The organism is Actinoallomurus sp. CA-142502, from assembly GCF_050936355.1.
In the GTDB taxonomy this organism is placed as follows: domain Bacteria; phylum Actinomycetota; class Actinomycetes; order Streptosporangiales; family Streptosporangiaceae; genus Actinoallomurus; species Actinoallomurus iriomotensis.
The window spans coordinates 414408-427744 of the sequence record NZ_JBNJMY010000001.1; the positions used below are offsets into that span (position 1 = coordinate 414408).

Sequence of the window (13337 nt, forward strand, 5' to 3'; positions counted from 1 at the left end):
CGATGCGGCCAGGACCCAGTGTTGTACGGGATTGCGCGATTTGCGCGGTCTTGGCGTTAAGTGGCAAAGCTCCGGATGTGCTCGATCACGGCGGTCACCGTGACGTACAGCGGCACGGTGCTCCGTCGTATCTGCGTCAGGAGCAGGCCGCCCTGCACGGCGGCCAGCATCGCGGTGGCCAGCGAGGCGGGGTCGGCGTCGGCGGACAGCTCCCCGCGCTCCCGCATCCGGGCCAGTCCCGTACGGATCGGGGCCTCCCAGCGGTTGAAGGCCGCGACGAGGTCCTCGCGCGCGAGGGGGTCGGTCTCGACGAGCTCGCCGGCGAGGGAGCCGATCTCGCAGCCGCCGGCGCAGTCGCGTGCCTCCTGTGCGGCGATGGCGCCGTCACGCCACATCTCGAGGGCCTCGAAGCTGTCGAGGGAGTCGAGGACGGGCCGCTGCTTCTCGAGGGTGGCGTCGATCTGGTGCGCGATCACCGCCCGGACCAGGCCCTGCTTGTCGCCGAAGTAGTGGTAGATCTGCGAGGCGCTGACGCCGGCGGCCTCCTGCACGTCGGGGATGCTCGTGCCCCCGACGCCCTTCTGGAACATCAGCTCCGCGGCGGCGCGGACGATCCGATCGCGCGTGGGACGTCCTCGGCTGGTCACCTCGCGTCCCGGTTGCGCCATGTGATCAGCGTATCCGACTGGAATTGACATTCCAATCGCCGTCGGCTAGAACTGGAAAGGTCATTCCAATGAGGGGCCCCGGAGGAGTCATGGGATCACTGGACGGATCGATCGCGCTGGTCACGGGCGCGACGGCCGGCATCGGCCGGGCGGTGGCGCTCCAGCTCGCCGAGCTCGGCGCGGAGGTCATCGTGCACGGCCGCAACACCGCGCGCGGGCGGGAGACGGTGGCGGAGCTCGAGGCGGCGGGTGGCCGGGCCCGCTTCGTGGCCGCCGATCTGGGCGCCGCGGACGAGGTGCGCCGGCTCGCCAAGGAGGCGGGCGAGGTGGACATCCTGATCAACAACGCCGGGGTCTACCGGTTCGGCGCCACGTCGGAGGTCGACGACGCGACCTTCGACGAGCACATCGACACGAACCTGCGGGCGCCGTTCATCCTGATCCAGGAACTCGCACCGGGCATGGCGGCACGCGGGCGCGGCGCGGTGGTCAACGTCTCCACGGTCGCCGCGTCGGCCCCGGTCCGCAGCGGCGGGATCTACGGAGCGTCCAAGGCGGCACTGGAACTGCTGACGCGGGTGTGGGCCGATGAGTTCGGGTCGTCGGGCGTCCGGGTGAACGCGGTCTCGTCCGGGCCGGCGTACACGCCCGGCACGGAGGGCTTCGGGGAGATGATCAACGCGCTGGGGGCGACGACGATCACCGGCCGTCCCGCCGACGCGGCCGAGATCGCGGCCGCGATCACCTTCCTGTGCACCCCGGCGGCGAGCTATGTGAACGGCACGGTGCTGGAGGCGACCGGCGGCAAGCCGGCACTCACCGTGGCGTAGGTCCGCCGCACGTCTTCGTGGAGCGTGAACTCACTCGCGGGTGGCGACAGGGCGCAACGGTCCCATGGCGAGAGTGGGCGCCGTCGCTGTGCCAGGCTGGTCGCATGCCATCGTCCCGCTCCAGAGGCGACGTCGGAGGCATCGCCTCCGACGTCGCCGCGTTCCACGCCGCGTTCGGCCTGCCCCGCAACGACACTCCCACGGTCGACGTGCCCGCCGAGGTCGCGGCGCTCCGCGTCCGCCTGCTCGCCGAGGAGGTCGAGGAGTTCGCCGCCGCCACCGACGACCGCGACATCGTGGGCATCGCCGACGCGCTGGCCGACGTCGTCTACGTCGCCTACGGCGCGGCCGTGACCTACGGCATCGACCTCGACGCGGTGCTCGCCGAGGTCCACCGGTCGAACATGACCAAGCTCGACGCCGACGGCCGGGTGCTGCTGCGCGAGGACGGCAAGGTCATGAAGTCCGGCCGCTACACCCCACCGGACGTCGCCGGCGTCCTCCGCGACCAGTCCCGCGGCTCCACGACCTAAAAGATCGAGTCTCCTTCCACCGGCGCGAAACGGGCCTGGAAGAAGCGGAGGTGTTCGGGCTCGTGGACGAACGTGAGACCGGTGGTGATCGCGTCCCTCTCTTTGAAGACACGGATGACGCTCTCGGCGACAACGTCGATGTGGTTGCGGGTGTAGACGCGTCGCGGGATGGCCAGCCGGACGAGTTCGAGGGCGGGGACGCGATTCTGTCCGGTGATCGGGTCGCGGCCGGCCGACACCATGCCGCGTTCGACTCCGCGTACCCCGGCGTCGGCGTAAAGCGCGGCGGCGAGAGTCTGGGCGGGAAGCTGGGCGCGCGGGATGTGCGGCAGGATCGCCGCCGCGTCCAGGAACACCGCATGCCCGCCGATGGGCCGTACCACCGGGACACCCATATCGATCAGGCGTTCGCCGAGGTAGGCGACCTGCTGCACGCGTGCCCGAATGCTCTCATCGACGATCGACTCTTCAATGCCGACTGCCAGCGCCTCCATGTCGCGGCCCGCCATGCCGCCGTAGGTGTGCAGGCCCTCGTAGACGACGCACAGGTCACGGGCCTTCGCCGCGAGATCCGGATCGCGCACCCCCAGCCATCCGCCGATGTTGGTGAAGCTGTCCTTCTTCGCCGACATGGTCGCGCCGTCGGTCAGGTCGCACATCGCGCGCAGGATCTCGGCGATCGTGCGGCCCTCCCAGCCACGCTCACGTTGCTGCACGAACCAGGCGTTCTCCACCGCCCGGGCCGCGTCGAGGATCAGGAGAATGCCTCGCCGCCGGGTGATTTCGCGGACCTCTGCCAGATTGGCCATGCTGATGGGCTGGCCACCGGCCATGTTGACGGGCGCCCCGATCGACACGTACGGGACGGAGTCCGCGCCGACCTCGTCGATGACGGCGGTCAGCTTCGCCAGGTCCACGTCGCCCTTGAACGGAAGTTCGGCGGCCGGATCGTGGGCCTCGTCGATGATCACATCGTGGAAGGTCGCGCCGTTGCGTTCCTGGTGCAGCCGGGTACTGGGAAAGTACATGTTCCCGGGGACGTGGTCGCCGGGCGTGATCAGGCATTGGGACAGGATGTTCTCCGCCGCCCGCCCCTGGTGGGTGGGGATGATGTGCTCGTAGCCGTAGTGGGCACGGACGGCGCTCTCCAGCCGGTCGAAGCTCCGCGCCCCCGCGTAGGCCTCATCGCCGATCATCATCGCGGCCCATTGCCGGTCGGACATGGCGTTCGTGCCCGAATCGGTGAACAGGTCGATATAGACGTCATCGGACCGCAAGAGAACCGTGTTGAAGCCGGCCTCCGCGATGGCATGCCGGCGTTCCTCCCGGCTCTTGGTCCGGATCGGTTCCACGACCTTGATCCGCCAGGGCTCGGCGGGATATTCGGCGGGCATCGTCTTTCTCCTCTGGTCAGGCCGGGGAAACGGTTGTGGACGATGAACTGGGCGGTTCTTCCCAGCGCAGTCCGTCGGACGAGGGGACGAGGCCGCCAGGGGACAACGGCGCCTCTTCGGCGAGTTCGCCGAGCGCGGCCCGTGACTGCAGCCGTGAGCCCTCGTCCATGAGACCCGGGACGAATGGTCTGCGGCCGACCGCGCCCACCTCGCCGTCGGGCCGGCCCGCGATCCGGTCGACCGCGTCACCGAACTCGCGGGCCGTCCCGGCGACACGCTCTCGGGCGGATCGGCTCACCAGGGCGTTCTCGCCGGAGGCGACACCGCCGACGAGGTCGACGAAGGCCTCGATCTCACTGTCCGGGCAGTTCGTCACCTTCTTCGCCGCCCAGAAGTAGGACTGTTCGTCGACATGCATCTGGTAGAAGGAGATCAGGAACTGGTAGAAGAGGCCGAACTCCCGGCGGTAGCGGGCCTCGAACTCCGCGAAGGCCCGTGCCTCCTCCATGCCACCGTCCAGGACGCTGTTGATGGAACGGGCCGCGAGCAGCCCGCTGTACGTGGCCAGGTGCACGCCCGAGGAGAAGACCGGGTCGATGAAGCACGCCGCGTCGCCGACGAGGGCCATGCCCGGCCGCCAGAAGGCCGTGTTGCGGTATGAGTAGTCCTTCCGCGTCCGGATTTGGCCGTACGGCCCGGTCGTCACCCGTTTCGCGTCCTTGAGGAAGTCGGCCATCTCCGGGCAGTCCGTGATCAGCGCCATGAGGGCCTGCTCCGGGTCACCCTGCACGCGTGCGGCCATCTCCCGCTTCACGACGGCGCCGACACTCGTCAGCTCGGCGCTCAGCGGTATGTACCAGAACCAGCCGTCGGAGAAGGCCGCGCAGAAAATGTTGCCGGCGTTGGGCGCGGGCAGGCGCCTGCCGCCCTCGAAGTAGCCGAACAGGGCGATGTTCTGGAAGAACTCGGAGTACTGCCGCTCACCGCGTACACCCTTCCGTACGCGACTGGTGTGCCCGGACGCGTCGATCACGAAGCGGGCGTCGGCCTGCCGCTCGTCGCCGGACGGGTCGGTGAACCGTACGCCGCGTACGGCGTCGTCATCCTCGACCAGGCCGGTGACCGTATGGCCCTGGCGGACCTCGGCTCCCTTGCGCGCGGCGTTCCGCAGCAGGATGTCGTCGAACTTCATCCGCTCGACCTGGTAGGCGTGTGAGGTCGGCCCCGCCATGCGGCGGGAGGTGGCGAAGGTGAAGGTCCACGGCTCATCGCTGGCCCCCCATCGGAACGTGCCGCCGCGTTTACGGACGAATCCGGCTTCGGCGATCTCGTCGGCGACGCCGAGCATGCGGCAGACCCCGTGCACGGTCGCGGGGAGCAGCGACTCGCCGATCTGGTAACGGGGAAAGGTCTCCCGTTCCAGCACGAGCACCCGGTGACCTGCTTGGGCGGCCAACGTCGCGACGGTCGAGCCGGCGGGCCCGCCGCCGACCACGACCACATCGAAGACCTCAGTGGGCGATGCCGTCATGAATGGCTCCTTGTCAACTCGATCGGCGGACGGCCGGACCGTCCGACCCCAGGCGGTCCGCCAGGCTCGCGACGGTGGGAAAGTCGAGCAGGTCCTCCAGCTCGCACCGGACACCCATCGCGGTGAGCCGGGCCGCGGACTCCGCGGCCAGGAGACTGTCCCCTCCCAGGTCGACGAAGTCGTCGTCGGCGCCGATGTCATCGACGTTGAGCAGCTCGGACCAGAGCATCGCGATCGTCTGCTGCAGGCCGTCGCGGGGAGGCACGTACGGGGTGGTGAGCGCCGGGCGGGCGAATTCGGGAGCGGGCAGCGCCGCCCGGTCCACCTTGCCGTGCGCGGTGGACGGCAGTGCGGCGAGGAGGACGTACACGGCGGGGATCATGAAGCCGGGCAACCGCCCGCCAAGGAACGCGCGCAGGTCCGTGGCGGTCGGTTCGCCCTGTGCCACCAGGTAGGCGGCGAGACACTGCCGTCCGCCGCCACGCGTCACGAGGACGACGGCCGCCTGGCTCACCGCGGGGTGGGCGAGCAGCGCTCGCTCGACCTCGCCGAGCTCGATGCGATGCCCCCGGACCTTGACCTGCTGGTCGACTCTGCCGAGGAACTCCAGTGCACCGTCAGGGCGCATGCGGACACGATCACCGGTCTGATAGGCGGCGGGATCTCCCACGAATCGCTCGGCGGTGAGCTCAGGCCGGTTCAGGTATCCGCGGGCCACGCACGCGCCACTGATCAGGAGTTGCCCGGCCTGCCCGTCGGGCACCGGTCGTCCGTCCGGGCCCGCCACCACGACGCCGGCGCCGGTGATCGGGGTCCCGATCACCGGCTGCCGGTGATCGGCCACGCGCGCCGAGGTGGCGAAGACCGTGCACTCGCTCGGGCCGTACAGGTTGACGGCGATCGTGCGCGGGGCTTCCCGCAGGCGGTTCCACAGTCCCTGTCCGACGGCTTCTCCGCCGAGAAGCACCATCGCCGGCGGCCGGGCGGTCTCCAGCAGCCCGGCGGCGATCATCGGCTCAAGAATGCTGGGAACGGCCTCCATGACGTCGATGTCATGCTCCGTGACGAGGTCGACCAACGCACGAGGGTCACGATGAGTGCTTCCGTCCGCCAGCACCAGGCGGTGCCCCGCGAGCATCCACATCAGGGGATTCCAGGACGCGTCAAAGGAGAACGCGAATGAATGCGCCACGTTCAGGCGCTCACGCTCCGCGGCTTCGACCGCGACGGGAAACAGCGAGCGCTCGTGCTCGGCGTACAGATTGGTGAGGTTGCGCTGTTCGACGACCACGCCTTTGGGGGCGCCGGACGATCCGGACGTGTAGACGACGTACGCGGCGTGGTGCGGCAGGATCGGCCCACCGCGTTCGGCATCGGTCAGGTTCCGGGTGTCCTCATCCGCCGTCGGTCCATTCACGATGATCCGGTCGACTGAGGGCGCCAGATGCGGAGCGCTCCGCTCGTCGGTCAGCACAATGGCCGGGTTCGCGTCCCCCAGCATGAGGGCGATTCGCGGGTCGCGCGGATCGATCGCCAGGTGGACGGCACCCGCCTTGAGCACCGCGAGCAGCGCTTGTACGGAGGCGATGGAACGATTCAGCACGCATCCGACCACCTGCTCGGCGCCGGCGCCATGGCGGACCAGCCGGCGGGCCAGCGCGTTGGCCGCAGTGTTCAACTCCCCGAAGGTCGCGGACTGCGATCCACAGACCACGGCGACCTCGTCCGGCCGCCGATTCGCCTGGTGTTCGAACAGTCCCAGGACCGATGCCCGCGCGACCCGTCCGCCGTTCACGAGCCGACCTCGATGTGGCGAGCCAGCTCCTGCCAGAAGGCGGCGATTCCCGCGCGATCGTGGGAGAAGAAGAGGTGCGGACCCGGCACCGTGAACGAGTCGAACGAACCCGTGGTCCACTCCGCCCAGTCGCGTACGGTCCAGTCCGCGACCAGGCGGTCGGCCTCTCCGCGTACCGCGACGATCGGGCAGGCCAGTGGCTCCACCGGTGGCGAGTCATAGCGACGGATCATCTCCAGGTCGCGGCGCAGCCGGGCCAGGAAGGACGGGTCCGCCGCCGTACGGGACCGAACGGCCGGATCGGTGTCGCCACAACGGGCCATGAACTCCAGCAGCGACGCGTCGTCGAGAGGCTGGTTTCGCGCGAAACCGCACCATCGCGGCGCCGCACATCCCGCCACCACCAGAGCGGTCGGCGCCACGTCGCCGGCGAGCCGCCGCGCCGTCTCCAGGGCCACCAATGCGCCCAGACTGGCTCCTACCAGGATCGTCGGGGCCGTATCGGCGCTGGTCCGCAGCCGATCCGCCACCGCTTCCGCCACGGTCGGAACCTCGGGGACGGGCCGCCCGGCATCCTCAGCGGTGGTGTACCGCACGGTGGACGATCGCGTGACGGGACCCGCCGCGACCAGCGTACGGAAGGTCCAGTTCGAGCCGCCCGCCGGCGGGAAATAGACCACCGACGGGATGGCCGGCGTCCCCTGGCCGACCCGTCCTGTGTCGAGTACGGGCGACCGGAGACCTTGGGGCTGTGTCTTCACCGTTCCTCACCTGTCTCGGCGACGCCACTTCGGGACAAGCCACAGCTCAGCCCTGCAAGGGGGGTTAGACGTGATAGACGCGAGGTCATGACGTTGGCGCGTTCCAGCCCGAGAATGCCGGGACCGAGCCGCCCGGGGTTATGGAACATATGTCGCGGCACGCAAAGATGCCGCTGAGCATTCTCCGGTCGACGAACATCCGTCGAATCGAAGGAACTATGTGGACATAACGGCGATTCAGTATTCAGATGCCTACGTTCGGCAACGGATAGGACTGTAACGCTGAAACTCCGGTTTGTGAAGGACCCAATCCCCTCCGTACGGTGCGGCCCTGGCGTACGCCACGACTCCCTAAACCCCGTGTCCCGCCGCATCCGCCTCTTCCGCGCACGTCACGTCCTCGGCGAGGCCGATCCATGACAGCAGCGGGCCGGTCATAAGCGTGGTGATCAGCGCCATGAGGACGAGTACCGCGAAGAGCTCCCCGTTGATGATCCCGGAGGCGAGTCCGACATTGAGCGCGACCAGTTCTGTCAGGCCCCGGGTGTTCACCAGGGCGGCGACGAGGGCCGACTGGCGCGGGTCGAGTCCGCTGATCCGCGAGACCCCGTAGGCCGGACCGAGCTTGCCCGCCACGGCGATGACCAGAATCATCGCGAGCAGCAGGACGCCGTCGCCGTCCACCGAGCCGATGTCGAACGACAGGCCCGTTGCGACGAAGAAGAGCGGCAGGAGGAGTTCGGCGCTCTGCTCCATCGGGCGGAGCACCCTCTCATCCGGCACGCCGTTCTCACGCGGCATCGCGAGTCCGGCGAGGAAGCCGCCGAACACGGCGTGCAGGCCGAGTGAGGCGGTGACCCACGCGCTTCCGAGCGCGAGGCCCAGCGCGATCGGGACGCGTTCGGCGAGGAGCGCGCCGGAGCGCCCGAGCCACCAGGCGAGGACCGGACGCACCACGAGGAACATGATCAGGACGAACGCCGCGACGAGAACGAGCACGACCGGCCAGTGCCGGCGTGGCGCGCTTCCGGTGCCGGTGAGTGCCGCGGCCAGCATCAGCCACGCGCCCACGTCCATCAGCCCGGCCGCGGACATCGCCACCGTGCCGGCTCGGGTGCCCGCGATGCCGCGCTCGCGGACGATGGCCGCGAGCACCGGAAGCGCGCTGATCGAGACCGCCACGGCCATGAAGAGCGGGAACGGCCGCGCGTCGACGTGATGAGGATCGACGGCCGCGAACACACCGTGGAACATCTGCACCGCTCCGGCGCCGAGCCCCATGGGGATCAGCAGTGCGAACAGTGCGACGATTCCCGCACTGTGGCCGCCACGGCGCAGCATCCGCGAGTCGATCTCATAGCCCGCCACGAACATGAAGATCACGATGGCGACCTGCGACAGCACCGACAGGAAGGGGCGTACGTCGGCGGGGAAGAGACGGTCGGTGAGATCGCCCGGCAGCCGCCCGAGCAGGGTCGGTCCCAGCACGACGCCGGCGATGATCTGGCCGATGACGGTCGGCTGACCGCACCGGCGCGCCAGCGTGCCGAGCAGCCAGGACACGACGACGACCAAGGCGACGTCACCGATCACCGTGGCCGTGACCGATTCCGGGTTCATCCGGGGATCATCCTGCACACAGCCGGCTGTGAGTCAACGGCTCAGGACACCTAGGATTCGCCGAGGCTCCACAGGGTGATCGCGAGGTTCTCCCCGCAGGTGATGGCGATCGGGTGACCGGAGAGTTCGCCGAAGGCGACCGGCACGGTCGGTTCGACGGGGAGGGGGTCGCCGAGCTGCTCCCGGGTGGCCAGGTCCCACACGCGGACGGCGCGGTCGGCGCCGCTGGTCAGCACGGTCGGCCGTCCGCCGCGTACGCCGAACGCCACGGACATGACCGCGCAGGTGTGCACCAGCGGCTCGCCCGTCTCGTGCCGGGTGGCCAGGTCCCACACGCGTACGGTCTGGTCGTACCCGCCCGTGATCGCGATCGGCCGGTCGGCCAGCCGTCCGCACGTCACCGACATGACGGAGTTCGTGTGCCCGGTCAGCGGCAGTCCGGTCGCACGCCGGTCGCCGAGGTCGAGGACGCGCACCGACTGGTCCCACGCGCCGCCGACGACCGCGACGGCACGCCCGTCGACCTCGCCGCACGCCACCGACATGACGCTGTTGTTGCGGACCAGCGGAGGACCGGCCTCGCGGTGCGAGGTGAGGTCCCACAGGCGTACCGAACGGTCGTCGCTCACGCTCACCGCCACCGGCCGGCCGTCGAGCACACCGAGCGCGATCGAGACGACCGCGCCGGTGTGGCCGCGCAGCGGCTCGCCGGCCGGCTCGCCGGACTCCAGGTCCCACAGGTACAGCGCGTGGTCCTGGCAGCCAGCGACCGCGATCGAGCGGTCGCCCAGCCGCCCGCAGGCCACCGCGAGGACGGCGGTGTCGTGCCGCAGCGGCGGCCCGTACTGCTGGTGCGCGGTCAGGTCCCACACCCGCGCGGTGCGGTCGTGGCCTCCGGTCACCGCGATCGGGCGATCGCCGAGCCGCCCGTACGTCACGCAGGCGATGGTGCGGGTGTGCCCGGTCAGCGGATCGCCGATCGGCGTGCCGGCCGGCAGCGAACCGGACGTGGTCCGGTTGTTCAGCATGGACACGACGTCGGTGGCGCTGGGCCGCTTGGCCGGGTTCTTCAGCAGGCAGACCGAGACGACGTCGCGCAGCGGCTCGGGCACCCCGCCGACCTCGGGTTCGTCGTGCGTGATGCGGTACATCACGCCGTGGCCGTAGTCGTCGTCGCTGAACCCGAACGGCGGCTTGCCCGTCGCGGCGAAGACCATCGTCGACGCCCACGCGAACACGTCGGTGTGCGGCCCCAGCGGCCCTCCGGTGACCTGCTCCGGCGCCATGTACGGGGGCGTACCCCGCCGGTCGCGGTCCGGCTGGGCGATCGTGGCCAGCGCGCGGGCGATCCCGAAGTCGACGACGCGCGCGCCGTCGGGGCCGGTCAGGATGTTGGCCGGCTTGAAGTCGCAGTGCACGAGACCCGCCGCGTGGATGGCGGCGAGCGCGGAGGCGGTGCCGGCGGCGAGCGTCAGCAGCCCGGCCGAGTCGTACGGCCCGTCCCGGTGCACCCGTTCCAGCACCGACTCCCCGGCGATGTACTCGCTGACGATGTACGGCCGGCCCAGGAGCTCGCCGGAGTCGAGGACGCGCGCGGCGTAGTTCTTCACCCGGCCGGCCGCCTCGATCTCCCGGGCGAACAGCCGCCGGCCGCGTACGGTGCCGCTGAACGACGGATGCAGGAGTTTGATCGCGACCTTGCGGCCGTCGGAGGTGGTCGCCAGGTAGACGACGCCCTGGCCGCCCTCACCCAGCCGGGCGATCACCTGGTGGTCCCCGATCCGGTCCGGGTCGCCGGGTCGCCGGGGATAGGGGCCCGGCACGCTACGTTCGTCCCAGTTCGGCGATCGACTTCCTGAGGTCGTCCACCTGGATCGAGTCGCCCGCGAACTGCCGCACCACGCGGAGCAGGTCGGTCAGCCCGTTCGGATGCTCCTCGCAGGTGCGCAGGATCGCGGTCATGTCGGTGCGGTCGTCGTCGGACCGGCGCGGTGTGATCACCCTCGCCAGGGCCAGCGGGAGTTCGGCGACGATCTGGTCCCGCAGGTGCCGGCTGCGCAGCTGGCGGACGCTCAGCGCGCGGTCGACGACGTCGTCGAGGGCGGGCGACCGCTCGGCGATGGTGACCGCCGCCGGGGGCGGCGGCAACTGCGGCGGGTCCGGCGCCGTGGGCACGGCGGACACGATGACGCCCGCGTCGGTGATCGTGGGCGGCGCCGCCGGCACCGGGCGGACGGGTGCCGCCAGCCCCGGCACCGTGATCCACGCGGTGGTGACGGTCTCCTTCACCCGCAGCTCGATCCGGTGGTACTCGGCCGGGTTCACCAGCCCCAGGCCGTGCCGGATGACGTCGGTGTGGACGCGTTCGGAGGCGATCAGCGCGACCTCGGCGCCGGTCATCCGCAGGATCTCCTTGAGGTGGGGCGCCTCCAGGATCCGGAACGCGTGGTTGACGTCGGTGCCCACCAGGCCTTCGGCGTCCGACCGTGCGACGCCGATGTGCACGGCCAGCCGGAGCCGCATCCGCGCGGGTTCGACGGAGACGTCGTTGTGCTGGCGCACCTCGGCCCGCAGCCGCCCGGTCACCGAGGTCAGCAGCAGGGCCGTGTCGACGGACGGCGGGACCACGACCATCGCGCCGTCGCCGCGGTCCTCCCGGTAACACCCGTCGTACGGGACGCCGGTGTCGTCGAAGCTCGCGCGCAGGCCCTCGTAGAGCGCCGTACGGATCTTGCGGCGGTCGAGGTCGGTGCGCGAACGGTGTCCGAAGGAGGCGATGTCGCACACGAACAGCGAGCACAGGCCGTTGGGTGTCCACTCGCCGTAACGTCTGGGCATGCGCCGTCGCCTCGGTCCCCTGTCCGCTCACGATCCCCCGAGACCATGTAGCACGAACCGCCGCGAGCCCGTCAAGGTCAGATGACGCAGAACGTCACGGAACCGCGACCGGCTCCCGGATCTCCTCCGGGGCGAGGCGCTTCTTGATCCGCGCCACCGTACGGGCGGGCAGCCACCGTCCCGGCCGGATCAGCAACGGCACCGCGAACGCCGTCAGCACGATCGCGCCGAAGACGAACCACGCGGCCGCCCGTGGCTGCAGCTCGGCCACGATGTAGCCGGCGCTGAGCGCGCCCAGGGGCACCGCGCCGCTGGTGAGGAACCGGTTGATGCCGATCACCCGGCCGAGCAGGTGCTCGGGGACCTGTTTCGTCTGGTGGTTGACGATGGCGACGTTGAGGAAGCCGCCGGTGACGCTCAGGCCGCCCCAGGCGACCAGCCCGACGACCGGCTGGGCGGACACGGCGACGATGAAGGTCAGCGCGGCCCACGCGACGACGCAGACCTTGATGATGTTCCGCTCGTCGCGCACGTGCTTGCCGACGCTGGGCGCGGCGACCGATCCGATCAGCCCGCCGACGCCGGACGTGGCGAGCAGCACGCCGATCCGTGCGCTCGACAGGTGCTGCTGTTCGGCCAGCACGACGAGGAGCAGCAGGACGGTCTGGAAAAGGAAGTTGCCCACCGAACAGACGACGACGACCGTGCGCAGAAACGAGTTGAGGATCACCATTTTCAGGCCGTCGAACAGCGAGATCCGGGGACGGGTGTTCGCCGGCTGATCGGCCCCCTGCGGCTGGTAGTTCGTCTTGTCCATCATGAGTAGGGCGACGAGTGACCACAGGGAGGCCAGCAGGTTCACGTAATAGGGATAGGACTCCCGCTGGCCGAAGAGGAAACCGCCCAGGGGCTTGCCCGCCATGAACGCCAGGTGGCCGCGCGCCTCGTTCATCGCGAGGGCCGACGGCAGCTCGGCGGGGTTCACGACGCGCTGTACGGCGGTGATCTCGGCGGCGCTGTAGAGCACGAGGAAGGAGCCCTCGCAGAGTGAGGCCACGATGAGCACCGGCTTGGGATGGCCGCCGAACCCGAGCGCGTAGACGACCAGGGCGCAGGCCGCGAGCCGCCCGAGCTGGCCGACGAACATCAGCAGCCGCCGGTTGAAACGGTCGACGAACCAGCCCGCGGGCAGGTACATCAGCAGGGCGGGGATGGTGCTCGCCGCGCCCACGTAACCGGCGAAGACCGGCGAGTGGGTCAGGACGAGCGCCAGCAGGGGGTTGGCGGTCGCGGCGCACATCCCCCCGAACTGCGAGGCGGCTGATGCGCTCCACAGCAGTGTGAAGTCACGCCATCTCATCGGCGCT

11 protein-coding genes are annotated in these 13337 nt (G+C 70.1%); 2 read left to right on the forward strand and 9 right to left on the reverse strand.

The window, feature by feature from the left end:
- Positions 1 to 56: 56 nt before the first annotated feature.
- Positions 57 to 668, reverse strand: coding sequence for a TetR/AcrR family transcriptional regulator (locus ACQEV1_RS02385; RefSeq protein WP_285577059.1), 612 nt, complete (start codon positions 666 to 668; stop codon positions 57 to 59).
- Positions 669 to 757: 89 nt separating this feature from the next.
- On the opposite strand from ACQEV1_RS02385, the gene ACQEV1_RS02390 reads away from it, so the two are divergent.
- Together ACQEV1_RS02390 and ACQEV1_RS02395 are read left to right on the forward strand one after the other, a co-directional pair.
- A complete protein-coding gene (locus tag ACQEV1_RS02390; protein ID WP_433390571.1) occupies positions 758 to 1498 on the forward strand; it encodes an SDR family NAD(P)-dependent oxidoreductase in 741 nt (246 codons plus the stop codon).
- Between the two features lie 104 nt (positions 1499 to 1602).
- The gene (locus ACQEV1_RS02395) at positions 1603 to 2031 is read left to right on the forward strand and encodes a hypothetical protein (protein WP_285636241.1); all 429 of its coding nucleotides are present in this window, start codon (positions 1603 to 1605) and stop codon (positions 2029 to 2031) included.
- Here ACQEV1_RS02395 and ACQEV1_RS02400 read toward each other — a convergent pair.
- The 8 genes from ACQEV1_RS02400 to ACQEV1_RS02435 form a co-directional block, all read right to left on the reverse strand.
- Complete coding sequence (locus tag ACQEV1_RS02400) at positions 2028 to 3425, reverse strand: tryptophanase (protein ID WP_285636243.1); 1398 nt, start codon at positions 3423 to 3425, stop codon at positions 2028 to 2030. The two genes, ACQEV1_RS02395 and ACQEV1_RS02400, sit on opposite strands and share 4 nt — an antisense overlap.
- Before the next feature lie 16 nt (positions 3426 to 3441).
- A complete protein-coding gene (locus tag ACQEV1_RS02405) occupies positions 3442 to 4956 on the reverse strand; it encodes a tryptophan 7-halogenase (RefSeq protein ID WP_433390574.1) in 1515 nt (504 codons plus the stop codon).
- A gap of 13 nt (positions 4957 to 4969) precedes the next feature.
- Complete coding sequence (locus tag ACQEV1_RS02410; RefSeq protein ID WP_433390577.1) at positions 4970 to 6751, reverse strand: non-ribosomal peptide synthetase; 1782 nt, start codon at positions 6749 to 6751, stop codon at positions 4970 to 4972.
- Positions 6748 to 7512: a thioesterase II family protein gene (locus ACQEV1_RS02415; protein ID WP_285636251.1), complete on the reverse strand. Its 765-nt coding sequence runs from the start codon at positions 7510 to 7512 to the stop codon at positions 6748 to 6750. Before ACQEV1_RS02415 ends, ACQEV1_RS02410 begins: the two co-directional genes overlap by 4 nt.
- A gap of 351 nt (positions 7513 to 7863) precedes the next feature.
- A complete protein-coding gene (locus ACQEV1_RS02420; RefSeq protein ID WP_285636255.1) occupies positions 7864 to 9132 on the reverse strand; it encodes a cation:proton antiporter in 1269 nt (422 codons plus the stop codon).
- 50 nt (positions 9133 to 9182) lie between these two features.
- On the reverse strand, positions 9183 to 10955 hold the full coding sequence (locus ACQEV1_RS02425) for a serine/threonine-protein kinase (protein ID WP_285636258.1): 1773 nt from the start codon (positions 10953 to 10955) through the stop codon (positions 9183 to 9185).
- A 1-nt stretch (position 10956) separates the two neighbouring features.
- The gene (locus ACQEV1_RS02430; RefSeq protein ID WP_433390581.1) at positions 10957 to 11970 is read right to left on the reverse strand and encodes an effector-associated domain 2-containing protein; all 1014 of its coding nucleotides are present in this window, start codon (positions 11968 to 11970) and stop codon (positions 10957 to 10959) included.
- 94 nt (positions 11971 to 12064) lie between these two features.
- The gene (locus ACQEV1_RS02435) at positions 12065 to 13330 is read right to left on the reverse strand and encodes an MFS transporter (protein WP_433390584.1); all 1266 of its coding nucleotides are present in this window, start codon (positions 13328 to 13330) and stop codon (positions 12065 to 12067) included.
- Between the last annotated feature and the right edge of the window lie 7 nt (positions 13331 to 13337).

Bases quoted from the DNA above. Each gene is read 5' to 3' on its own strand.
- ACQEV1_RS02385 (WP_285577059.1), bottom strand. From the start codon at position 668: ATGGCGCAACCGGGACGCGAGGTGACCAGCCGAGGACGTCCCACGCGC.
- ACQEV1_RS02390 (WP_433390571.1), top strand. From the start codon at position 758: ATGGGATCACTGGACGGATCGATCGCGCTGGTCACGGGCGCGACGGCC.
- ACQEV1_RS02420 (WP_285636255.1), bottom strand. From the start codon at position 9,132: ATGAACCCGGAATCGGTCACGGCCACGGTGATCGGTGACGTCGCCTTG.
- ACQEV1_RS02430 (WP_433390581.1), bottom strand. From the start codon at position 11,970: ATGCCCAGACGTTACGGCGAGTGGACACCCAACGGCCTGTGCTCGCTG.
- ACQEV1_RS02405 (WP_433390574.1), bottom strand. From the start codon at position 4,956: ATGACGGCATCGCCCACTGAGGTCTTCGATGTGGTCGTGGTCGGCGGC.
- ACQEV1_RS02400 (WP_285636243.1), bottom strand. From the start codon at position 3,425: ATGCCCGCCGAATATCCCGCCGAGCCCTGGCGGATCAAGGTCGTGGAA.
- ACQEV1_RS02435 (WP_433390584.1), bottom strand. From the start codon at position 13,330: ATGAGATGGCGTGACTTCACACTGCTGTGGAGCGCATCAGCCGCCTCG.
- ACQEV1_RS02395 (WP_285636241.1), top strand. From the start codon at position 1,603: ATGCCATCGTCCCGCTCCAGAGGCGACGTCGGAGGCATCGCCTCCGAC.